The following is a 20,240-nucleotide window of genomic DNA, read 5'->3' on the forward strand; positions in this document are numbered from 1 at the left end:
TGCCACGATGGACGCCCCGCAGAACGCCCCCGCCGCAACGACCGCTAAACCGCACCTGCCCGACGCGCAGACCGTCACGCAGGTCACCCATTGGACTGATCGCCTCTTCTCCTTCCGCGTCACCCGCCCCCGCTCCCTGCGCTTCCGCTCGGGCGAATTCGTGATGATCGGGCTCTTGGGCGACAACGGCAAACCGCTCCTGCGCGCCTATTCCATCGCCTCGCCCGCCTGGGATGAAGAGCTTGAGTTTTACTCGATCAAGGTGCCCGACGGCCCCCTGACATCGAAACTCCAGCATATCCAGCCGGGGGATGAGATCATCCTGCGCCCTAAACCCGTGGGCACGCTCGTGCATGACGCGCTTCTCCCGGGCAAGCGGCTCTGGTTCCTCGCCACCGGCACCGGCCTTGCCCCCTTCGCCAGCCTGATGCGCGAACCCGAGACGTATGAGAAATACGATCAGGTCATCATGATGCACACCTGCCGCGAGGTGGCCGAGCTTGAATATGGCCGCCAGCTGGTGGAAAGCCTCAAGGACGATCCCCTGATCGGCGAGCTTGTGGGCGACAAGCTCCTCTACTACCCCACCACCACGCGCGAACCCTTCCACCACATGGGCCGCGTGACCGACAACCTCACCTCCGGCAAGGTCTTCACGGATCTGGGCCTTCCCCCCATGAACCGCGACGAAGACCGCGCCATGGTCTGCGGCAGCCTCGCCTTCAACATCGACGTGAAGAAGATCCTCGAAGATTTCGGCCTGACCGAGGGCGCGAATTCCGATCCCCAGCAATTCGTGGTCGAAAAGGCCTTCGTGGGCGACGGCATCTGATCCCCGGGCCGCATCACCCCCGAATGAACAAAGGCCGCGCCGGACACCCCGCGCGGCCTTTGCCATTTCACCTTGGGAAAAATACCCAGATCCACATCTCCACCCCACCGACGTCAGGTCAGCGCGGCGAAGGGGGGGCCGGGGGGAAGACCTTCCCCCCGGGTCCGCGTCACAGACCCAGCGCCTGACGCACCTGGTCAATCGCGGGCTGCACCAGTTCCGGGCTGCTCGCCGCCGCCTCGACCGCCGCCTTCAGCGTGGTCTTGGTCGTGGCATCAAGCTGCGAGGCATCAATCAGCGCCGAAATGCGCGCCGGGTCGAAATTCGCCGGATCCAGGGCCGCGGCGGCCTCGGCCTGCACATTGGCCGCGCCTTCCGCCGCCCCCTCGGTCAGGGCCGCAGCCCCCTCGGACACGGCATCCGCCGCATTGGTCGCGGCCTCGCCCACAGCCTCCGCCGCCCCTTCGGCAGCTTCCGTCACGGCCTGCGCCGCGGCAGCGGCGGCAGCTTCTGCCTCGGCCTCAGCCTGTGCCGCGGCGGCAGCGGCCGCCTCGGCCTCGGCGGCGGCGGCGGCTTCCGCCTCGGCGGCAGCAGCGGCCGCCGCCTCTTCCGCAGCTGCGGCGGCTGCCGCGGCTTCTTCCGCCGCGCGCTGCGCAGGCACATAGCTGAACTGGTAGTATCCAAGCCCGGCCAGAACGACGACCGCAGCGCCAATCAGGACATTTCTGTTCATCTTCTGTCTCCCATTACCGGACCCACCTCCGGTTGCCCCGCCCATATGGACCCTTCGCCGCCGGATTTGAACCCCTTACCCGTTCCAAACATCGTGCGCCCCCGCCTTTCCATCGCCTCCGCACACCCCTTTGCCCTTGCGCGCAAAGCGATTCCCGTTGAAACAGCGCGCACCGCCGATTAGATTGCGCAGGCCGAGAAACCGCAGAAGGACCACCACCATAGCCCGCAGACCCCACAACGCCCCTCCGCAGCGCGAGACGGGCCCCCGCGTGAACGAGCGTATCCGTTCCCCCGAAATCCGCCTGATCGGCGCCGATGGCGAAAACATCGGGGTTGTCACCCCCGCCCGCGCCATGGCCATGGCCGAAGAGGCCGGTCTGGATCTTGTCGAGATCAGCCCCAACGCGGAACCGCCGGTCTGCAAGATCATGGACTTCGGCAAGTTCAAATACGAACAACAAAAGCGCGAGGCCGAGGCGCGCAAGAAGCAGAAGATCATCGAGATCAAGGAAATCAAGTTCCGCCCGGGGACCGACACGCATGACTATCAGGTCAAGATGCGCTCGGTGCTGAAATTCCTCGAAGAGGGCGACAAGGTGAAGGTCACGCTGCGCTTCCGTGGCCGCGAGATGGCCCACCAGGACCTCGGTCTGGAACTGCTCAACCGTGTGGCCGCCGATGTGGTGGATCACGGCAAGGTGGAATCGATGCCCAAACTCGAAGGCCGCCAGATGGTGATGATGATCGGCCCGAAGTAACGGCCGTCAATCCGGACAGAACCAGAAGGGCGCATCACCGATGCGCCCTTTGTCATTTTTCCGACGTCCACACCGAATTTTCGCAGGAAATTCGCCCGCCTCCCCCCGCGAACCGGCAGGGCAGAGGCAAACCGCCCCAGTTCCACCCGCGGGCCACGGGGTTCCACCCCGCCCGCCTTCCCCCGAATTTTCGCAGGAAATTCGCCCCTTACTCAGGCTCGCGCAGTTGCGGGCGCAGCGGGATCTCCTTCAAGAGCCCCCCCACCCCCATGGCCGCGATATCGGCGTCGCCCACCGTCAGCCCGCAGGCATAGCGCTCCAGCACCCAATCCGCCCCGTTCAGCGCGGGCGACCGCGCACAGCCCGGCAGGCCGATCACCGGCCGCGCGCCCAACCGGCCGTGGAACAAAAGATTGCCCGGATCGACCGGCATCCCGAAGCGGAACACCTCGCCGCCCGCCAGACGCACCCCCTGCGGCGCCGTGTCAAACAGATCAGACGTCGCCGTCCCGGTCAGGATCAACACCATCTCGCCGGGCAGGCGGCCCAGCGCCGCCGCGATCGCGCCCGCATCATGCGGCACGGTCTCCACCCCCGCAAGCCGCATGCCCAGCGCCCGCAACCGCCCCTCCATCGCCCGCCGCCCCTTGGCCACCAGCTTGGGCTCCAGCCCCGGCGCATCGGTCAGCACCAGCCCCGCATCGCGCAACACCACCGGGCGCACCCGGATCGCCCCCCGCGCCGCCGCGCAGGCCGCCGCCAGCGCGGCCTCGGCCACGCCATAGGCGATGATCTTCACCGTCCCAAGCAGCACCCCCTCCGACACCCGCTGCCACGGCGCCAGCGTCGCCAGCGTGATCGCCGGATGGATCAGGTTCAGCCGGTGGATCGCCGCCGCATCCACCTCCACGATCCCCGGCCCCACCGCGTTCAGGTTCACCCGGCCGGTAAAGGCCTGCCCCACACGGATCCCCTGCGCCACCGGATCGGGCACCAGCGCCGCCGCCAGACGCGCGGCGGCGGCATCCTCGCCCACATCGCCCGCCTCCATCCGCGCCACGGTCACGCGGTCCAGCCCTGCCGCCCGCAAGGCCGCGATCTCGCCCGCCCCCAGCACCACGCCCTTGCGGATACGCCCGCCCAGCACCGCCTCGGAATGGGCCAGCACCGCCCCTTCCGCCGCCTCCAGCGCCACCTCGCCAAAGAACATCTCAACCCTTCCGCAAGGTGGCGGTGATCTGCGCCATGACCGACACCGCGATTTCCGCCGGGGTCTTGGCCCCGATGTCCAACCCGACCGGGGCATGGATGCGGGCGATCTCGGCTTCGGTGAACCCCTCGGCGCGCAGCCGCTCCACCCGCTTGGCATGGGTCCGCGTCGATCCCAGACAGCCAAGGTAGAAGACGGGGGATCGCAGCGCCACGCGGATCGCCGGATCGTCGAGCTTTGGGTCATGCGTCAGCGTCACGATGGCCGTGCGCGCATCGGGGGCCAGCGCCTCCAGCGCTTCGTCGGGCCAGTCCTCGACGATCCGCTCCCCCGGAAAGCGCGCGACAGAGCCGAAGGCGGATCGCGGGTCGATCAACGCCGGATCATAGCCGCAGAGCCGCGCCATCTGCAAAAGCGGCTGCGCAATATGCACCGCCCCCACCACGATCAGACGCAGGGGCGGGTTGTGGATGGCGATGAACCGCCCGTCCTCTTCCATCCCCGACCGATCCGCCCGAAAGCGCGCATCCACCGCCGCCTCCACCCCGCGCCGGATCAGCGCGCGATGCCATCCCTCGGGCGTCACGGCCATCGCCACCGCCGCACGCGCCGCCCGCGCCGCCACCAGATCCGCCAGCATCGCCTCAGGCAGCGCCTCTGCGCCTTCCCCCACCGGCTCCACCAGCACCCGGATGGTGCCGCCACAGGCCAACCCCACGGCAAAAGCCGTCTCATCGCTGACCCCGAAGGTCAGCACCCGCGACCGCCGGTCCGCCAGCGCCGCCAGCGCCTCGGTCACCACCGCGCCCTCGACACAGCCGCCCGAGACCGATCCCATGATCTCGCTTGCGCCCGAAATCGCCAACTGGCTCCCCGCCTGACGCGGCGCCGATCCCCATGTCTCGATCACCGTCGCCAGCACCGCGCCGCGCCCGTCGCGGTGCCAGGCCAAGGCGATCTCGGGGATGCTGTCATGGTCGCTGCGCCCGGCAGACTGCGCGTGTATCTCGGTCATCGGCACCTCCATCGGCCGGGATCATGCGCCGCCTGCGCAATCCGCGCCACTGGCAAAAGGTGCCATCAGCGCAAGGCCGTGACGATCCCTCCGTCCGTCAGAGGCTTACCCCTGCCCCCCTGCCCGCCTCCCCGCGGGCGGCCTGCCGGATCGGACATCGCGCCCTCCCCGGGAAAGGCACTCGCACAGGCCAGGTTCTCGGCCATCACGATACAGGGCTCGCGGGTGACGATGGCATGGTAGAAGACCGGCTCATCCCCGCCTTCCATCCGCGCCCGATGGGGGCCAAGGGCATCCGCCCGCAGCGCGGACGAAACGCCCGCCCGCTCCACCACCACGCGATGCGCCGCCGACAGGCGCAGGTCGCGGCGCGGGATGCCGGGTCCGAAGGCATTGGCGAAGATGCGGATCGGACGGCCCGGATCATCGCTTGCGCCGCCCTGCGGCTGCCACGCACAGCCCCCCTGCCACAGCACGAAATGCGGCCGCCCCTGCGGATCCATGACCGCCTCGCCCGGTTCGATTTCTTCCACCGGGACGGGGCCATCCATCGTTAGGAGATGCGTCCCGCGCAAGAACCCCCCGCGCCCCCATGGTGAAAGCGGCGGGGCGGCCGAAAGCGGCAAGGGCGGTGCAAGGGCGGGCATATGTGCAATCATGGCTATCATGACGGCCAAACCCGCCCGCAGCTTAGCCAAGGCCCGGATCTATGGCCGAAAATGACCGCGCCGCGGATCCTGCGATCCGCGGCGCGCCCAAATCATTCAACGGCTGCGCCGGTCAGCGGATCTCTGCCGTCCGCAGAAGCGGCGTGATCACCCGCACCGCCACGCGGCGGTTCTGCCGCTCGGCCTCTTGCGTGTCGATCCGCAGGTCCGATTCGCCATAGCCCTGCACGACCAGGTTCTCCGGCGGCACGTCGAAATATTCAGTCAGCGCCAAGGCCACGCTTTCCGCCCGACGATCCGACAGCGTCAGGTTCAGCGCGGCCGAGCCGACGGCATCGGTATGCCCCTCGATCAGGAAGATCTCGTTGGGGTTCTCCTCGATCATCGACTGCATGAAGCGGCCCAGCGAGGCGAGCGATTCTGCCTGTCCCGGCTGGATCGCCGCCGACCCGGTCTCAAAGGTGATGTTGTTCACATCGACCGTCGCCGCCAGACGCCGCACTTCGGGCACGTCGCGGACCTGCCGCAAGCTGAAGCTGCGCCCCAGTTCCTGTGCATCCAGCGCCGCCATCCGGGCGCGCAGCAGCGCGTCCCCCTCAGACGAGGACAGGCTGATCACCCGCCCGCGCGGTTGCGGCAGGGTTGCCACGTCAATCCGCTCCTCGGGATAGAGGTCGTCGATCAGCACGATCTCGCGGCCCAGCTCATCATAGGTCGCCCGGCGCAGCACGCGGCCCGTCGCATCGCGGATCGTCACCACCTGCGTGCCATCCCCGCGCTCCACGATGGTGCGCGTCGATCCGTCACGGAAGGTTTCGGTCCGCACGTTCGACCCCGGCCGCCGCAGAAGCGTGTCATCATCGCGATAGACGTAGTAATCGCCGCTCCCGCGCTGCACCACGACCCGGTCGCCCGTATTGGCAACGACCCGATCCTGATTGGCGTTGATGATCGCGCCCACGGCCAGCGCGCCCAGCGCGACAAGCCCGAACTTCTGCAGATCGGTCAGGCCGTCATCATCGTTCGATGCCGCCGCCGCCGCCGCCAGATTGGCCGAGGCGGGGGCCGCGAAATCCTCGGCCGACGATCGGGTGGTGGCCTCGGTGATCTCTTGCACGATCACATCGGTCGCGTCGGGGGATTCCGTGATCTCCACCGGCTGGCCTTCGATCACCTCGACCGGGGCCAGCGCCGCCGCCTCGCCCACCGCTTCGGGGCTCACGCCTTCTGGCGTGGCGAGAAGGGTGCTCAGCGTCTCCACCGCTTCTTCGGTCGGGGCCTCGGGGGCGGCCGGATCCACCAGAACGGCGGGATCGGTAACCGCTTCCACAGCCACGGCCTCCTCGGCGGGGGCTTCTTCCGTCGCGGCGTCTTCGGTCACCACTTCTTCGGCAGGCGCTTCTTCCGTCGCAGCCTCGTCAGTCACCACCTCCTCGGCAGGGGCCTCTTCCGTCGCGGCCTCGTCCGTCACCACCTCTTCGGCGGGCGCTTCTTCCGTCACGGCCTCGTCGGTCACCACCTCTTCGGCAGGGGCTTCTTCTGTCGCGGCCTCGTCAGTCACCACCTCTTCGGCAGGGGCTTCTTCCGTCGCGGCCTCGTCAGTCACCACCTCTTCAGCAGGTGCCTCTTCCGTCGCGGCCTCGTCGGTCACCACCTCCTCGGCAGGCGCTTCTTCCGTCGTGGCTTCCTCGGTCACCACCTCTTCGGCAGGGGCCTCCTGCGTGGCCGTTTCATCAGGGGCAATTTCCTCCGGGGCAGCGTCTTCCGTGACGACCTGCTCTGCCGGGGCTTCCTCGATCACCAATTCCTCGGCGGGGGCCTCTTCCGCTGCGGCGGCTTCTGCGGCGGCTGCCGCCTCGGCCTCTTGTTGCGCGGCGATGGCAGCGGCAGCTGCCGCTTCCGCCTCAGCCTGCGCCGCCGCTTCGGCGTCGGCCTGTGCCGCAGCCTCAGCCTGTGCCGCAGCCTCCGCTTCCGCCTGCGCCGCGGCTTCCGCCTCGGCCTGTGCCTGCGCCTGGGCGGCGGCCTCTGCCTCGGCCTGCGCTGCGGCTTCTGCCGCGGCTGCGGCAGCCGCTTCCGCCTCTGCCTGCGCGGCGGCTTCCGCGGCGGCGGCGGCCTCTGCCTCTGCCTCTGCCTGCGCGGCCGCTGCCGCCTCGGCCTCGGCCTGGGCTGCGGCCTCGGCGGCCATCTGCTCCATCACGGCATTCAGATCACAGGGCGTCTCGCCGCCGCCTTGGCACAGAACGGTGCCGTCCGGCGCGATGATGCTGCCATCCTCGGTCATGCTCTGGGCCATGAGCGGCAAGGGCGCGATCTGCGTGAGCGCCACCGACAGGGCCGTGGTCGAGATCAAAAGCCTTTTCATACGCAACATCCTTCCAATTGATGCCCCCTACACTTGGGCGCAGCTGTCCCCTGATGCACGTTTTTGCCCCTGCTATGCGATATCATGCCCATATCCCGGGCCTGATTTCGGCAATCAGCCGCCTAATCCGCGCCGATCAGCGCCATAAGACGCGCCTTCTCGCCGGTGTCGTGCGCTTCGGATATGGCCTGCCCCAAAGCCTGCAACGAGGCGATGGAATGGCCCGCGCGAAAGCTGTCCACATGCGGCAGCATGGCGCGGATGCCGCTGGCGCGCGGGGCAAAGCCTTCCCAGCGCAGCAGGGGATTCAGCCAGATCAAGCGGCGACAGGACAGATGCAGCCGCTCCATCTCGGCCGCCAGCGCGCCGGTGTCGTCGCGATCCAGCCCGTCGGTGATGAGCAGGACCACCGCCCCCTGCCCCAGCACCCGGCGCGACCAGTCGCGGTTGAAGGCCCGCAAACAGGCCCCGATCCGCGTGCCGCCCGACCAATCCTGCGCCTCGGCCCCTGCCGCCTTCAGCGCGGCATCCACATCGCGGTTGCGCAGATGGCGGGTGATGTTCGTCAGCCGCGTGCCAAAGGTGAAGGCATGCACCCGCGCCCAACCTTGCCCCTTGCGGTTGGCCACGGCATGGACGAAATGCAGCACCAGCCGCGAATACTGGCTCATGGAGCCCGAGATATCGCAAAGCACCACAAGGTTCGGCCACCGCGCGCCGGGTGCCTTGTGCATCAGCCGCGTCACCTCGCCGCCCTGCCGCAGCGCCCCGCGCAGCGTGCGCCGACCGTCGATCCGCCGCCCGGCAAGATCGGCCACCATCCGCCGCGTAATCAGGGGCCGCACCGGCAGCGCCAGCCGCGCCAGCATCCGCTTGGCCTCGGCCACCTCGGCCATGCTCATCTGTTCGAAGTCGAGCGTCTTGAGCCGCTCTTCATGCGACATGGTAGAGGAGGCATCGATCTCGATCTGCGCGTCATCGTCCCGCGCCTCGCCCTCGCGGTCGGGCAGGTCGATCCCGTGGCCATCAAGCAGCGCCTCTGCCGCCCGCTTCTCGGCCGCATCGGCAAGGCGATCCTCCTGCACGCCGCGCACCGCGGGCAGAAGCAGCGTCATCATGTGTTCCAGAAACTGCGGATCGCGCCAGTAGAGCCGGAAGACCTGATCATAGACCGCGCGCTGTTCCGGGCGGCTGACGAAACAGGCATGCAGCGTCCAGTAGAAATCCACCTTCTCGGTAAATCCTGCCGCCTCCACCGCCCGGATCGCGTCGATCACGCGCCCCGGCCCGATGGGCAGCCCCGCCCGCCGCAGCGCGCGCGCGAAATGGGCGATGTTGTGGGAAAGCTTGCCATCCTCTGGCAGGGCCGGTGCGTCCATCACTGTGGCCTACCTTGGGCGAAGCGGGGGGGCAATCGTCCCCCCGTACCCCCCCGATCCCCTCCTTCACCGAAGGCGCCCGGGGCAGATGTCGCAAGATGGGTATTTGGGCCAAGATGAAGGGGCCATGTCACGTGAAGACCAAGCCTTTCTTGACTTCGTCGAGCAGTTTCTTCGCCTCGGATCCCTGCAGCTTCTGGATGTCGTCCTGATATTTCAGGATCGCCCCCAGCGTGTCGGCGATGACCTCGGGCGACAGCTGGATCACGTCAAGCGCCAGCAGGCATTTGCACCAGTCGATGGTTTCGGCCACGCCGGGTTTCTTGAACAGGTCCTCCGAGCGCAGGCGCTGCACGAAGGCCACCACCTCGCGGCTGAGGCGGTCCTGCGCTTCGGGGGCGCGGGCGCGCAGGATTTCAAGTTCGCGTTCAAAACCGGGATAATCCACCCAGTGATAGAGGCAGCGCCGTTTCAGCGCGTCATGCACCTCGCGCGTGCGGTTCGAGGTCAGGATGACGATGGGCGGCGCGGGCGCCTTGACCGAGCCAAGTTCCGGGATCGTGACCTGGAAATCCGACAATGCCTCAAGCAGGAAGGCCTCGAACGGCTCGTCGCTGCGGTCAAGCTCGTCGATCAGCAGGACCGGCGGGCCGCCCGCCTGCGGGCGCATCGCCGCCAGAAGCGGGCGTTCGATCAGATAATCCTCGGTGAAGAGTTCCGCCCGCAGCGTCTGCGCGTCGGCCCCTCCTCCCGCCTCGGCCGTGCGGATCGCGATCATCTGGGCCGCAAAGTTCCATTCACAGACCGCCGAGGCCGCATCCATCCCTTCATGGCATTGCAGCCGGATCAGCCGCCGCCCCAGCGCCGAGGCGAGGACCTTTGCGATCTCGGTCTTGCCGACGCCCGCCTCGCCTTCCAGAAACAGGGGCCGACCCAGCCGCAGCGACAGGAACACCACGGTGGCCAAGGCGCGCGAGGCAACATAGCCCTGCCCCGCCAGAAGCGTCTGCACCGCGTCGATGGATGATGGCAAATGCTGCACCGCTCTCTCCTGCCTCGGGCTGCCCGGCTGCGCGCGGGTCATGGCTATGCCCCGGTGGCGCCCGGGTGATGGTTGGCCCCTCCCCTCCATGGGGTCAAGCGGCCACAGGCTGGCATGCGACCAATGGAGGGGGGCGTTCCCATCCCCCCACCGCCCATGCTATCGCTGCTGTCATGCGTGTGCTTGCGATCCTGACCGTCCGCAATGAAGGCAGCTTCCTTCTGGAATGGCTCGCCCATCACCGCGCCGCGGGCGTGACGGACATCCTCGTGTTTTCGAACGATTGCACGGATGGCACCGACCTGATGCTGGACCGGCTGGCCGAACTGGGCTGGCTCACCCATGTCCGCAACGACGGCCCGCATGACAAGGGGCCGCAATGGCAGGCGCTGCATCTGGCGGCGCGCCATCCGCTGACCCGTGCGGCCGACTGGATCATCGTCCTCGACGTCGACGAGTTCGTGAATGTCCATGTGGGGGACCGCACTATTCCGGCACTGCTGCGCGCCCTGCCCGAGGCCGATGCCATCACCCTGACCTGGCGCATGTTCGGCAATGCCGGACAGGTGTCCCTGACCGATGCCCCGGTGACCGCAACCTTCACCCGCGCGGCGCCCGACCCGTTGGAATGGCCCTGGCGCGCGGTGATGTTCAAGACGCTCTACCGCAACGATGGCCGCTTCGGCCAGCCGGGTGTCCACCGTCCGAAGGGGCAGGTGAATGACCGCCAGCGCTGGTTCGACAGTGCCGGCCGTCCCCTGCCGGGCGGGCCGCAGCGCATCTTCTCGGCGCTGGGGCAACCGCATTACACGCTTGCCCAGATGAACCATTACGCGCTGGGAAGCATGGAGGGCTATCTCGTCAAGGCCGACCGGGGCCGCGCCAATCGCGATGCCTCGGGCTTTGATCTTGGCTACTGGATCGACCGCAACCTCTGCGACAGTGAGGATCGCACGATCCTCGGCCTGCCGAGCCACGCCCTTCTGGCCGAACTCATGGCCGATGCGGCACTTGCCCGCCTGCACCGCGCGGCTTTTGACTGGCGTCGCGCCCGGTTTCAGGCCTTGATGCGCGACGAAGCCTTCCGCGCCCTCTTCGGCCGCCTGCTGATGACGCCCCCCACGCGCCACCTTTCGGCGGCGGAGGCGCGGCTCATCTGGACCCACGCGGTGCCCCCCCGCTAGTCGGCAATTTCTTGCGGAAATCCCCAAGGACCGCCACCGAACGGCTTTCCAAATGCCCCGTTCCGCACCCTTCATGCCACAAACTTGCCGTTTGCCTTCGCTAGGCTGACGATCAAGTGTCGAAAGACCCGAGTCCGGGACATGCCCGCGACCGACCCGAGCAGAAAAGGCCAACGCCGATGAACGACCGCGCCGATGGCGATGTCACAGACATGGATCCCGACCTGGCCACGCCGTCCAACGACGCGGCAGCGCCAGCACTGCCGCGCGAAGACTGGATCGACCGGATCGAGGAGCTTTGTGCCGAAGAGGGGTATTTCGAACCGCTCGGATCCCGGCACTGGGCCTATTTCCACGATGACGGCCCGATCCTTCTGGTCTCCTTCGAATCGCTCGACCGCATCCTCGCCCGCAAGGGGCAGATGCCCTTTGGTCATGACGTGGCCGTCGCCAATGGCTGGTCGCATCTGACCGTCATCTGCGACGGCGAGACATGGTTCCGCGACCCCAAGGTCTGGGGTTATTTCGACCGGCTGGTGGATGAGGCGTTCTTCGAGGATTTCGACCGCGTCCTGTTCTACGGTGCAGGCGATGGCGGCTATGCGGCCTGCGCCTATTGCGTTTGCGCGCCGGGCGCCACGGTGCTGGCCATCAGCCCGCGCGCCACGCTCGATCCGGCAGTGGCCGGTTGGGATCAAAGGGCGACGGCCAAGCGGCGGCTCGATTTCACCTCGCGCTATGGCTACGCGCCGGACATGACCGAAGGCGCGGCACGGGTCTTCGTGATCTATGACCCGCACCTCCCCGAAAACGCCATGCATGCCGCGCTGTTCCGCGCCGATTGGGTAACCCCTCTGCCCGCCCGGCATTTCGGCGATTCGATCGAGAACGCGATCGAACATACCGGCCTCCTGCCCGCGCTTCTGACCGCGGCCTGCGAGGCGCGGCTTGACCGGCAGAGCTTTGCCCGCCTCTGGCGCATCCGTCGCCGCTTCGCCCCCTATTTGCGCAACATACTGCGCAAGGCCGAACTGGCCCAGCGCCCGCGTCTGGCGCTGATGATCTGCCGGTCCGTGGTGCGCCGCCTCGGCGGGCCGCGCTACCGCCGCAAGATGCTGGACCTTGAGGCGAAACTTGGCCTGCCGCCCGGGGCATCCCCCGCAATCGACCCCGCGCCATCCGCGCCAAACGGCGGCGCCGGCACCGGCAGCGCGACCACTGATTGACCTTTTGGGTGCGGGGCAGCGCCGACACAGCAGCGCGCCGATCGTCGCCCGCCGACGCGGCGCGTCATTCTGCACTGGAAAGCCTGCCAGCGTTGCGCTAGGCGCAAGGAATGACCCAGCGCCTCACCCTCCGTCGCCCTGATGACTGGCACCTCCACCTGCGCGACGGCGCGATGCTTCAGGGCGTTCTGCCCGAAAGCGCCCGCCACTTCGCCCGCGCCATCATCATGCCGAACCTCGTCCCGCCCGTGGTGACGGGGGCACAGGCCGCCGCCTATCGCGACCGCATCCGTGCCGCCCTGCCCGAGGGGATGACCTTCACCCCGCTGATGACCCTCTACCTTACCGAAGGCACAGATCCCGCGGATGTCGCGGCGGCCCATGCCGAGGGCATCGTGACCGCGGTGAAACTCTACCCCGCGGGCGCCACCACCAATTCCCATTCCGGCGTGCGTGACATCGCCAAGGTCATGCCGGTGCTGGAGCGGATGGCCGAGATCGGCCTGCCCCTCTGCGTCCATGGCGAAGTGACCACGCATGAGGTCGATATCTTCGACCGCGAGGCCGTCTTCATCGACACCGTCCTCGATCCGCTGCGACGCCGCCTGCCCGAACTGCGCGTGGTAATGGAACATATCACTACCGAGGAAGGCGTGGCCTATGCCCGTGCAGGCAATGACACCCTCGGCGCGACGATCACCACCCACCACCTGATCATCAACCGCAACCATATCCTCGCGGGCGGGATCAAGCCGCATTACTACTGCCTGCCCGTGGCAAAGCGCGAGAAGCATCGCCTTGCCCTGCGCGCGGCGGCCACCTCCGGCGACCCGCGCTTCTTCCTCGGCACCGACAGCGCGCCGCATGTGGATGCGCTGAAGGAACATGCCTGCGGCTGCGCGGGATGCTTCACTGCGACCAATACGATGCAACTTCTCGCCCATGTGTTCGAAGAAGAGGGCGCCCTCGACCGGCTGGAAGCCTTCGCCGCGCTCAACGGTCCGCGCTTCTATGGCCTTCCCCCGAACGAAGAGCGCATCACCCTCACCAAAGGTGCGGCGGCGCAGTGGCCCGCGAAGATCTTCACCGAAGCAGGCCCCGTCACCGTCTTTGATCCCGGCTTCCCCGTGCACTGGCATGTGGAGGCCTGACCTGCGCGAAAAATTTTCGCAGAAAATTTTTCGCCCCGCCGCCGCGCCGAAGAATTTTCGGCGAAAATTCTTCTCTCCCGCCCGAAAATCTTTCGTCGAAAGATTTTCGGGCTCGCCTACCGGAGTTGCCAGATGATCCCCACCGCCTTCCCCCCGAGAGAGGAAATCGCCCGCCTCACCGCCCGTGCCCTGCTGGAGATCAAGGCCGTCCATTTCAACGCAGAGACGCCCTTCACCCTGGCCTCTGGCCTGCCGTCGCCCACCTATATCGACTGCCGCAAACTGATCAGCTACCCGCGCATCCGCTCTGCCCTGATGGATTTCCTCGCTGTCACCGTGATGCGTGACGCGGGGTTCGAGGCGTTTGACAACATCGCCGGTGGCGAAACCGCAGGCATCCCCTTCGCCGCGCTGGTGGCGGAACGCCTCGCCCTGCCGATGACCTATGTGCGCAAGAAACCCAAGGGCTACGGCCGCAATGCCCGCATCGAAGGCGCGATGACCGAAGGCCAGCGCGTGCTTCTGGTCGAAGACCTGACCACCGATGGCGGCTCGAAGCTTTCCTTTGTCGATGCGATCCGCGAAACCGGGGCGACCTGTGGCCATACCGCCGTCATTTTCTACTACGGCATCTTCCCCGAAACGACCCAGCGCCTTGCCGATCACGGCGTGGCCCTGCACCATCTTTGCACCTGGTGGGACGTTCTGGCCGAGGCCCGGGCCAGCAAGGCCTTCGACAACGCGACACTGGCCGAAGTCGAGGCGTTCCTTCGCGATCCGCGCGCGTGGCAGGCCGCCCGCCAGTCCGCTGGCGTGAAATCCTGAACGACAGGTAAAGATTCCTGTGGGTGGCCTTGTGGGTAATTTGTGCAGGACTCAGCGCCTGCCAAATGGACACCAACCCCGGCTGGGGGCAGTCTCGGACAAGTCCCGCAAGATATGGTAGGATGAACCTCCGGCGCGCGACTCGCCGCGCGCTTTTCCACAGGGTTGTTCCCGCCTGTTCCCGCAGGCCGAACCGGGGCATATGCGACCCCGGCCGTCAATAAACCGAGGCAGACATGACCGAAATCGCGACCCTCCGCCCCAACCTGCCCAGCGTCGCCCCCGCCCCGGAACCCGAGGCGCTGCCGCACAACATCGAGGCCGAACAGCAACTGCTTGGCGCGATCCTCACGAACAACGATGTGTTCGACCGCATCTCCAGCCTTGTGAAGGCCGACCATTTCTTCGATCCGGTCCATCAGCGCATCTTCGACAAATGCGCCGCCCGCATCCAGAAGAACGCGCTTGCCTCCCCTGTCACCCTCAAACCTTTTTTCGAGGATGATGACGGGCTGAAGGAACTCGGCGGCCCCGCCTATCTCGTCCGCCTCGCCGGGGCCGCGATCTCGGCCTTCGCCGCCCGCGACTATGCCCAGATGATCTACGATCTCGCCGTCCGCCGCGAACTCATCTCGCTTGGCCGCGACATCGCCGCCAAGGCCGCCAAGGTCGATGTCACATCCGAGCCCCGCGAACAGATCACCGAGGCTGAACAGCACCTCTACAAGCTCGGCGAACAGGGCACCGCCCAGCGCGGCTTCGTCTCCTTCCTGCGCGCCACGACCGAGGCGGTGAATTCCGCCAATGCCGCCTATCAGCGCGGCGGTGGCCTTGCCGGCATTTCCACCGGTCTCGTCGATCTCGACCGCAAGCTGGGCGGTCTGCACCCCTCTGACCTTCTCATCCTCGCGGGCCGCCCCTCGATGGGCAAGACCTCGCTCGCCACCAACATCGCCTTCAACATCGCCAAGGCCTATCGCCGGGGCCGCACCCAGGATGGCAGCGAAGGCGCGGTGGATGGCGGCGTCGTGGGCTTCTTCTCGCTTGAGATGAGCAGCGAACAACTCGCCGCCCGGATCCTGTCCGAGGCGTCCGAAGTGCCCTCCGAACAGATCCGCCGCGGCGACATGACCGAAGAGGAATTCCGCCGCTTCGTCGACGCGGCCAAATCCCTCGAATCCTGCCCGCTCTATATCGACGACACGCCCGCCCTGCCCATCAGCCAAGTCGCCGCCCGCGCCCGCCGCCTGAAACGCACCCATGGCCTTGACGTGCTGATGGTGGACTATCTCCAGCTGCTCAAAGGCACCGGCCGGGGCGAGACGAACCGCGTGCAGGAAGTCTCGGAAATCACCCAAGGTCTCAAGGCCATCGCCAAGGAACTCAACATCCCCGTCGTGGCCCTGTCCCAGCTCAGCCGGACGGTCGAATCCCGCGACGACAAGCGCCCGCAACTGTCTGACCTGCGCGAATCCGGCTCCATCGAACAGGATGCCGACGTCGTCATGTTCGTCTATCGCGACGAATACTACCACGAACGCCTCAAGCCGCCGGAGGATGATCCGCGCTTCGCCGAATGGTTCGACAAGATGAACCGCGTCCATGGCAAGGCCGAGGTGATCATCGGCAAACAGCGCCACGGCCCCATCGGCACGGTGGAGCTTAGCTTCGAAGGCCGCTTCACCCGCTTCGGCAACCTCGCCCAGCCCTGGCAGGGCGACGGCGGCGGATATTGAGGGGGGCATCATGGACCTGCTGCTGACCGACAAGGTCGTCATCGTCACGGGCGGCGGCCAAGGCATCGGCGGCGCGATCAGCCGCCGCCTCACCGCAGAAGGCGCCATCCCCGTCATCCTCGCCCGCCGCGCGCCCGATCCGGCCTTCATGGCCGAATTGGCCGCGCTTCAGCCGAAATCGGGCTTCGTGCAGGTGGATCTGTCGCAAGACGACCAGATCACCCGCGCCGTGGATGATGTCCACGCCCGCTGGGGGCAGGTCTATGGCCTTGTAAACAATGCAGGCACGAATGACGGGGTGGGTCTCGACGCAGGCCCTGCCGCCTTCCGCGCCTCGCTCGACCAGAACCTGATCCATTACTACACCCTCGCCCATCTCCTGCAGGACGACCTCAAGGCGCAAAAGGGCGCCATCGTTAACATCTCCTCCAAGACCGGCGTCACAGGCCAGGGCTCCACCTCGGCTTACGTCGCCGCCAAGGCCGCGCAACTGGGCCTCACCCGCGAATGGGCCGCCGCCTTTGCCCCCCATGGCGTGCGCGTCAACGCCGTCATCCCGGCCGAGGTCCTCACCCCCATGTATGACGCCTGGCTCGACACCTTTCCCAACCGCGCCGAAAAACTGGCCGAGATCACGCGCCGCATCCCCCTTGGGCAACGCATGACGCTCGATAGCGAAATGGCCGACACGGTCGTCTTCACCCTCTCGCCCCGCGCAGGCCATACCACCGGCCAATGGCTCTTTGTCGATGGCGGCTATGTCCATCTCGACCGCGCCATGGCGGGCCTGCGCGACTGATCCGGATGCCACCCGCCTTCATCTTGGCGAAAAATACCCTCAAGGGGTGAATGGCCGGGCGCGCAGCGCACGGACAGAGGGGACGGAACGTCCCCTGACAGCGGAGCCGCAGCGCGGCAGCGCGCAGGCGACAGGAAAGGCACGCGGCGCGAGCCGCTCCCCAAGATCACGCCGCAAGATCACGCCTCCGCCACCCGATGCCCCCCGCCACCAGAATTCCCTTGACCCCGCACCCGCCCCTGCCGAAAACGCGCGGACCATGGCCACAGCACTCCTCACCATCGACCTCGACGCCATCGCCGCCAATTGGCGCGCGCTGGATCGCCACTCCGCCCCCGGCACCCAGACCGCCGCCGTCGTCAAGGCCGATGCCTACGGCCTCGGGATCGACCGTGTCGCCCCGGCGCTGGCCCGCGCGGGCGCGCGGCGCTTCTTCACCGCCGTCGCTGAGGAAGGCGCAAGATTGCGCCAGATCCTCGGCCCCGGCCCGCAGATCGGCATCCTTGGCGGCCATATGGCGGGCGATACCGAGATGATCCACGATCTCGACCTCACCCCGATGCTGAATTCGGTCCAGCAGGTCACCCGCCACCTCGAATCCCTGCCCGGCCATCCCTTCGGCATCCAGCTTGACACGGGCATGAACCGTCTGGGTCTGGAAGAACCCGAATGGCGCGCCATCGCGCCCATCGTGCTGAAGGCGGGGCCGGAATTCCTGATGTCCCACCTCGCCTGCGCCGATGAACCCGACCACCCGATGAACCAAGGCCAACTGGCGCAGTTCCACCGCATGACCGATGGCCTTGGCATCCCGCGCAGCTTTGCCGCCACGGGTGGCATCCTTCTCGGCCCCGACTACCATTTCGATCTCACCCGCCCCGGCGTGGGCCTTTACGGCGGCCAGCCCTTCGCGCAGGCCCACCCCGCCGTCACCCTCTCGCTTCCCGTCATCCAGACCCGCGCGGTGGCGCAGGGCGAAACCGTGGGCTACGCCAACAGCTGGACCGCCGACCGCCCCACCACCGTCGCCACCCTGTCAGCGGGCTATGCCGATGGCCTGCCCCGGACCCTGTCGAACAAGGTCCATCTCTGGGATGGCGACACGCCCGTCCCGCTGATCGGCCGCGTCTCGATGGACCTCATCACCGCCGATATCGGCCATCTGGCCGAGGTGCCGCGCAGCCTCGACATCCTCGGTCCGCATCAGGGTGTCGATGACCTCGCCGCGATCGCTGGCACGATCGGGTATGAAATACTCACCTCGCTCGGCCCCCGCTACGCCCGCCGCTACGTCACCCGTCAGGGGGGGCAGGCGTGACCGCGCTCACCGCGCCCCTTGCCGCAATCGGGCGGCCCGTGCTGGCAGCACTCGCCGCCATCGGGCGCGTGGCCCTTTTTGCCGCCAGCGTGATCGGCCATATCTTCCGCCCGCCCTTCTACCCGCGCGAATTTTTCCACGCGCTGATGCAGATCGGCTGGTTCTCGCTGCCCGTCGTGGGCCTGACCGCTGTCTTCACCGGCGGCGCACTGGCCCTGCAAATCTACTCCGGCGGCGCGCGCTTCAACGCAGAGGCCGTGGTTCCCTCCATCGTCGCCATCGGCATGGTGCGCGAGCTTGGCCCGGTCCTGGGCGGCCTGATGGTTGCCGCCCGCGTCGCCTCCTCCATCGCGGCGGAGATCGGCACGATGAAGGTCACCGAACAGATCGACGCGCTGGTGACCCTCTCCACCAACCCGATCAAATACCTCGCCGTGCCGCGCGTGTTGGCCGCCACGCTGGCCGTTCCCGTCCTCGTCGCCGTGGGCGATGCCATCGGCATCGCGGGCGGCTGGCTGGTGGGGGTCAACCGCCTTGGCTTCAACTCCACCACTTACCTGCAGAACACGGTTGATTTTCTGGAAACCTGGGACGTGGTGTCGGGCATCTGGAAAGGCGCCGCCTTCGGCTTCATCGTGGCGCTGATGGGCTGCTATCACGGCATGAATTCGGGGCGCGGCGCGCAAGGCGTAGGGACTGCCACCAAATCCGCCGTGGTGGGGGCCTCCGTCCTGATCCTTGCCGCCAACTACATCCTCACCGAACTGTTCTTCTCCGCATGATCACCCTCTCCGGCGTCACCAAGACCTTCGGCAAGAACCGCGTCCTGCGCGGGGTGGACCTGACCATCCCGTCAGGCCAGAGCATGGTCATCATCGGCGGCTCCGGCACCGGGAAATCCGTGCTGCTCAAATGCATCCTCGGCCTCGTCCAGCACGACACGGGCACCATCACGCTGGACGGGCAGGATGTCACCACAGCCGACCGCGATGCCTTCCTCGCCCGCTTCGGGATGCTCTTCCAGGGCGGCGCCCTCTTCGACAGCCTCCGCGTCTGGGAAAACGTGGCCTTCCGCCTGATGCGCGGCCCCACCAAACGCCCAAAGGCCGAGGCACGCGACATCGCCATCGAAAAACTCCGCCGCGTGGGCCTGAAACCCGAAACAGCCGACCTCTTCCCCGCCGAACTTTCGGGCGGGATGCAAAAGAGGGTGGGCCTCGCCCGCGCCATCGCGGCAAGCCCTGAAATCATCTTCTTCGACGAACCCACCACCGGGCTTGACCCGATCATGGCCGGCGTCATCAATGACCTGATCCGCGAGATCGTGACAGAGATGGGCGCCACCGCCATGACCATCACCCATGACATGTCCTCCGTACGCGCCATCGCCGACCGCGTCGCCATGCTACATGACGGCCTGATCCAGTGGACCGGCCCCATTGCCGATCTCGACACCACCACCGATCCCTACGTCCAGCAATTCATCCACGGTCGGGCCACTGGCCCCATCGCCGCGGTGCGCTGATGGAGGCGGTCGCGGAACAGGCGCTTGCCACCCTCTCCGCCTCCGGCCTGATCCGCGGCCTTGTCGCCGCCGTCCCCGCCACCATCGCCGTGGCCGCCCTTGCCGGATGGCGCCAGCGCGTCGAAGGCGCGGGCGCGCTGGCCCTGTTCGCCTGCGCCTTCTGCCTGTGGCTCGTGGCCCCTTGGCAGCCCGCACTCCCCGAGGCGCAGCAGATCAGCCTCGTCTTCTCCATCCTCTGCTGGCTCTGGCTCGTCTGGGCCTGGGGGCGGCATGTGCTGGGCGAATGGCCCGCGCCGATTTGGGGGCACTGGATCGTGGGCACGCTTCTCTGGGTGCTGCCCGTCTGCGCCATCGTGGTGCTTTTCCGCGCCTGATTGTTTCGCTTATCGAAACGATCACCCACCGCCCCCGCGCACTGTCCCAGTCCATCCCCGCCGCGCGCAAAACCATTTGCCGAATCTGGTGCGCCTGCGCT

At 67.3% G+C, this 20,240-nt stretch carries 19 protein-coding genes; 12 read left to right on the plus strand and 7 right to left on the minus strand.

From position 1 onward, the window contains the following. Positions 1 to 7 precede the first annotated feature (7 nt). A complete protein-coding gene (locus GU920_RS15210) occupies positions 8 to 832 on the plus strand; it encodes a ferredoxin--NADP reductase (protein WP_161768119.1) in 825 nt (274 codons plus the stop codon). 169 nt (positions 833 to 1,001) lie between these two features. On the opposite strand, the gene GU920_RS15215 is transcribed toward GU920_RS15210, so the two are convergent. Further along, positions 1,002 to 1,565: a hypothetical protein gene (locus GU920_RS15215; protein WP_161767916.1), complete on the minus strand. Its 564-nt coding sequence runs from the start codon at positions 1,563 to 1,565 to the stop codon at positions 1,002 to 1,004. A gap of 271 nt (positions 1,566 to 1,836) precedes the next feature. Here GU920_RS15215 and infC point away from each other — a divergent pair, with 271 nt between their 5' ends. Next, complete coding sequence (gene infC / locus GU920_RS15220; RefSeq protein WP_328799291.1) at positions 1,837 to 2,325, plus strand: translation initiation factor IF-3; 489 nt, start codon at positions 1,837 to 1,839, stop codon at positions 2,323 to 2,325. 208 nt (positions 2,326 to 2,533) lie between these two features. Here infC and GU920_RS15225 read toward each other — a convergent pair whose 3' ends face one another. The 6 genes from GU920_RS15225 to GU920_RS15250 form a co-directional block, all read right to left on the minus strand. Next, the gene (locus GU920_RS15225; protein ID WP_161767917.1) at positions 2,534 to 3,535 is read right to left on the minus strand and encodes a molybdopterin-binding protein; all 1,002 of its coding nucleotides are present in this window, start codon (positions 3,533 to 3,535) and stop codon (positions 2,534 to 2,536) included. A gap of 1 nt (position 3,536) precedes the next feature. Beyond that, complete coding sequence (locus GU920_RS15230) at positions 3,537 to 4,550, minus strand: XdhC family protein (protein ID WP_161767918.1); 1,014 nt, start codon at positions 4,548 to 4,550, stop codon at positions 3,537 to 3,539. A 65-nt stretch (positions 4,551 to 4,615) separates the two neighbouring features. Next, positions 4,616 to 5,218: a Hint domain-containing protein gene (locus tag GU920_RS15235; RefSeq protein ID WP_328799292.1), complete on the minus strand. Its 603-nt coding sequence runs from the start codon at positions 5,216 to 5,218 to the stop codon at positions 4,616 to 4,618. Between the two features lie 112 nt (positions 5,219 to 5,330). Beyond that, entirely contained in the window at positions 5,331 to 7,580 is a 2,250-nt protein-coding gene (locus GU920_RS15240; RefSeq protein WP_161767920.1) for an OmpA family protein, read from the minus strand. Positions 7,581 to 7,702: 122 nt separating this feature from the next. Beyond that, positions 7,703 to 8,959: a vWA domain-containing protein gene (locus GU920_RS15245; RefSeq protein WP_161767921.1), complete on the minus strand. Its 1,257-nt coding sequence runs from the start codon at positions 8,957 to 8,959 to the stop codon at positions 7,703 to 7,705. Positions 8,960 to 9,089: 130 nt separating this feature from the next. Continuing rightward, positions 9,090 to 10,043 carry an AAA family ATPase gene (locus tag GU920_RS15250; RefSeq protein ID WP_161767922.1) on the minus strand — a complete coding sequence of 318 codons (954 nt, stop codon included), beginning with the start codon at positions 10,041 to 10,043 and terminating at the stop codon, positions 9,090 to 9,092. A 131-nt stretch (positions 10,044 to 10,174) separates the two neighbouring features. Between GU920_RS15250 and GU920_RS15255 the strand changes: the two genes are divergently transcribed. The 10 genes from GU920_RS15255 (at position 10,175) to GU920_RS15300 (ending at position 20,139) form a co-directional block, all read left to right on the plus strand. Beyond that, the gene (locus tag GU920_RS15255) at positions 10,175 to 11,185 is read left to right on the plus strand and encodes a glycosyltransferase family 2 protein (RefSeq protein WP_161767923.1); all 1,011 of its coding nucleotides are present in this window, start codon (positions 10,175 to 10,177) and stop codon (positions 11,183 to 11,185) included. A 179-nt stretch (positions 11,186 to 11,364) separates the two neighbouring features. Then, on the plus strand, positions 11,365 to 12,411 hold the full coding sequence (locus tag GU920_RS15260; RefSeq protein ID WP_201744156.1) for a hypothetical protein: 1,047 nt from the start codon (positions 11,365 to 11,367) through the stop codon (positions 12,409 to 12,411). Between the two features lie 110 nt (positions 12,412 to 12,521). Next, positions 12,522 to 13,562 carry a dihydroorotase gene (gene pyrC / locus GU920_RS15265; protein ID WP_161767924.1) on the plus strand — a complete coding sequence of 347 codons (1,041 nt, stop codon included), beginning with the start codon at positions 12,522 to 12,524 and terminating at the stop codon, positions 13,560 to 13,562. Between the two features lie 132 nt (positions 13,563 to 13,694). Continuing rightward, positions 13,695 to 14,387 carry an orotate phosphoribosyltransferase gene (locus GU920_RS15270; protein ID WP_161767925.1) on the plus strand — a complete coding sequence of 231 codons (693 nt, stop codon included), beginning with the start codon at positions 13,695 to 13,697 and terminating at the stop codon, positions 14,385 to 14,387. A gap of 236 nt (positions 14,388 to 14,623) precedes the next feature. Next, entirely contained in the window at positions 14,624 to 16,123 is a 1,500-nt protein-coding gene (locus GU920_RS15275; protein ID WP_161767926.1) for a replicative DNA helicase, read from the plus strand. A 10-nt stretch (positions 16,124 to 16,133) separates the two neighbouring features. Continuing rightward, positions 16,134 to 16,922, plus strand: a complete 789-nt coding sequence (locus GU920_RS15280; RefSeq protein ID WP_161767927.1) for an SDR family oxidoreductase — start codon at positions 16,134 to 16,136, stop codon at positions 16,920 to 16,922. Positions 16,923 to 17,181: 259 nt separating this feature from the next. Further along, entirely contained in the window at positions 17,182 to 18,240 is a 1,059-nt protein-coding gene (alr, locus tag GU920_RS15285; RefSeq protein ID WP_161767928.1) for an alanine racemase, read from the plus strand. Beyond that, positions 18,237 to 19,022: an MlaE family ABC transporter permease gene (locus GU920_RS15290; protein ID WP_161767929.1), complete on the plus strand. Its 786-nt coding sequence runs from the start codon at positions 18,237 to 18,239 to the stop codon at positions 19,020 to 19,022. The genes alr and GU920_RS15290 overlap by 4 nt, the downstream gene beginning before the upstream one ends. Continuing rightward, positions 19,019 to 19,765, plus strand: coding sequence for an ABC transporter ATP-binding protein (locus GU920_RS15295; protein WP_161767930.1), 747 nt, complete (start codon positions 19,019 to 19,021; stop codon positions 19,763 to 19,765). The genes GU920_RS15290 and GU920_RS15295 overlap by 4 nt, the downstream gene beginning before the upstream one ends. Continuing rightward, the gene (locus GU920_RS15300; protein WP_161767931.1) at positions 19,765 to 20,139 is read left to right on the plus strand and encodes a hypothetical protein; all 375 of its coding nucleotides are present in this window, start codon (positions 19,765 to 19,767) and stop codon (positions 20,137 to 20,139) included. The genes GU920_RS15295 and GU920_RS15300 overlap by 1 nt, the downstream gene beginning before the upstream one ends. Positions 20,140 to 20,240: the final 101 nt, after the last annotated feature.

Origin of the sequence: Paragemmobacter ruber (assembly GCF_009908315.1) — a bacterium.
Lineage (GTDB): Bacteria > Pseudomonadota > Alphaproteobacteria > Rhodobacterales > Rhodobacteraceae > Paragemmobacter > Paragemmobacter ruber.

Bases quoted from the DNA above. Each gene is read 5' to 3' on its own strand.
- GU920_RS15280 (WP_161767927.1), top strand. From the start codon at position 16,134: ATGGACCTGCTGCTGACCGACAAGGTCGTCATCGTCACGGGCGGCGGC.
- GU920_RS15250 (WP_161767922.1), bottom strand. From the start codon at position 10,043: ATGACCCGCGCGCAGCCGGGCAGCCCGAGGCAGGAGAGAGCGGTGCAG.
- GU920_RS15300 (WP_161767931.1), top strand. From the start codon at position 19,765: ATGGAGGCGGTCGCGGAACAGGCGCTTGCCACCCTCTCCGCCTCCGGC.
- GU920_RS15245 (WP_161767921.1), bottom strand. From the start codon at position 8,959: ATGGACGCACCGGCCCTGCCAGAGGATGGCAAGCTTTCCCACAACATC.
- GU920_RS15260 (WP_201744156.1), top strand. From the start codon at position 11,365: ATGAACGACCGCGCCGATGGCGATGTCACAGACATGGATCCCGACCTG.
- GU920_RS15270 (WP_161767925.1), top strand. From the start codon at position 13,695: ATGATCCCCACCGCCTTCCCCCCGAGAGAGGAAATCGCCCGCCTCACC.
- GU920_RS15295 (WP_161767930.1), top strand. From the start codon at position 19,019: ATGATCACCCTCTCCGGCGTCACCAAGACCTTCGGCAAGAACCGCGTC.
- GU920_RS15230 (WP_161767918.1), bottom strand. From the start codon at position 4,550: ATGACCGAGATACACGCGCAGTCTGCCGGGCGCAGCGACCATGACAGC.
- pyrC (WP_161767924.1), top strand. From the start codon at position 12,522: ATGACCCAGCGCCTCACCCTCCGTCGCCCTGATGACTGGCACCTCCAC.
- GU920_RS15215 (WP_161767916.1), bottom strand. From the start codon at position 1,565: ATGAACAGAAATGTCCTGATTGGCGCTGCGGTCGTCGTTCTGGCCGGG.
- GU920_RS15210 (WP_161768119.1), top strand. From the start codon at position 8: ATGGACGCCCCGCAGAACGCCCCCGCCGCAACGACCGCTAAACCGCAC.
- GU920_RS15235 (WP_328799292.1), bottom strand. From the start codon at position 5,218: ATGATAGCCATGATTGCACATATGCCCGCCCTTGCACCGCCCTTGCCG.
- GU920_RS15275 (WP_161767926.1), top strand. From the start codon at position 14,624: ATGACCGAAATCGCGACCCTCCGCCCCAACCTGCCCAGCGTCGCCCCC.
- GU920_RS15240 (WP_161767920.1), bottom strand. From the start codon at position 7,580: ATGAAAAGGCTTTTGATCTCGACCACGGCCCTGTCGGTGGCGCTCACG.
- GU920_RS15225 (WP_161767917.1), bottom strand. From the start codon at position 3,535: ATGTTCTTTGGCGAGGTGGCGCTGGAGGCGGCGGAAGGGGCGGTGCTG.
- GU920_RS15255 (WP_161767923.1), top strand. From the start codon at position 10,175: ATGCGTGTGCTTGCGATCCTGACCGTCCGCAATGAAGGCAGCTTCCTT.
- alr (WP_161767928.1), top strand. From the start codon at position 17,182: ATGGCCACAGCACTCCTCACCATCGACCTCGACGCCATCGCCGCCAAT.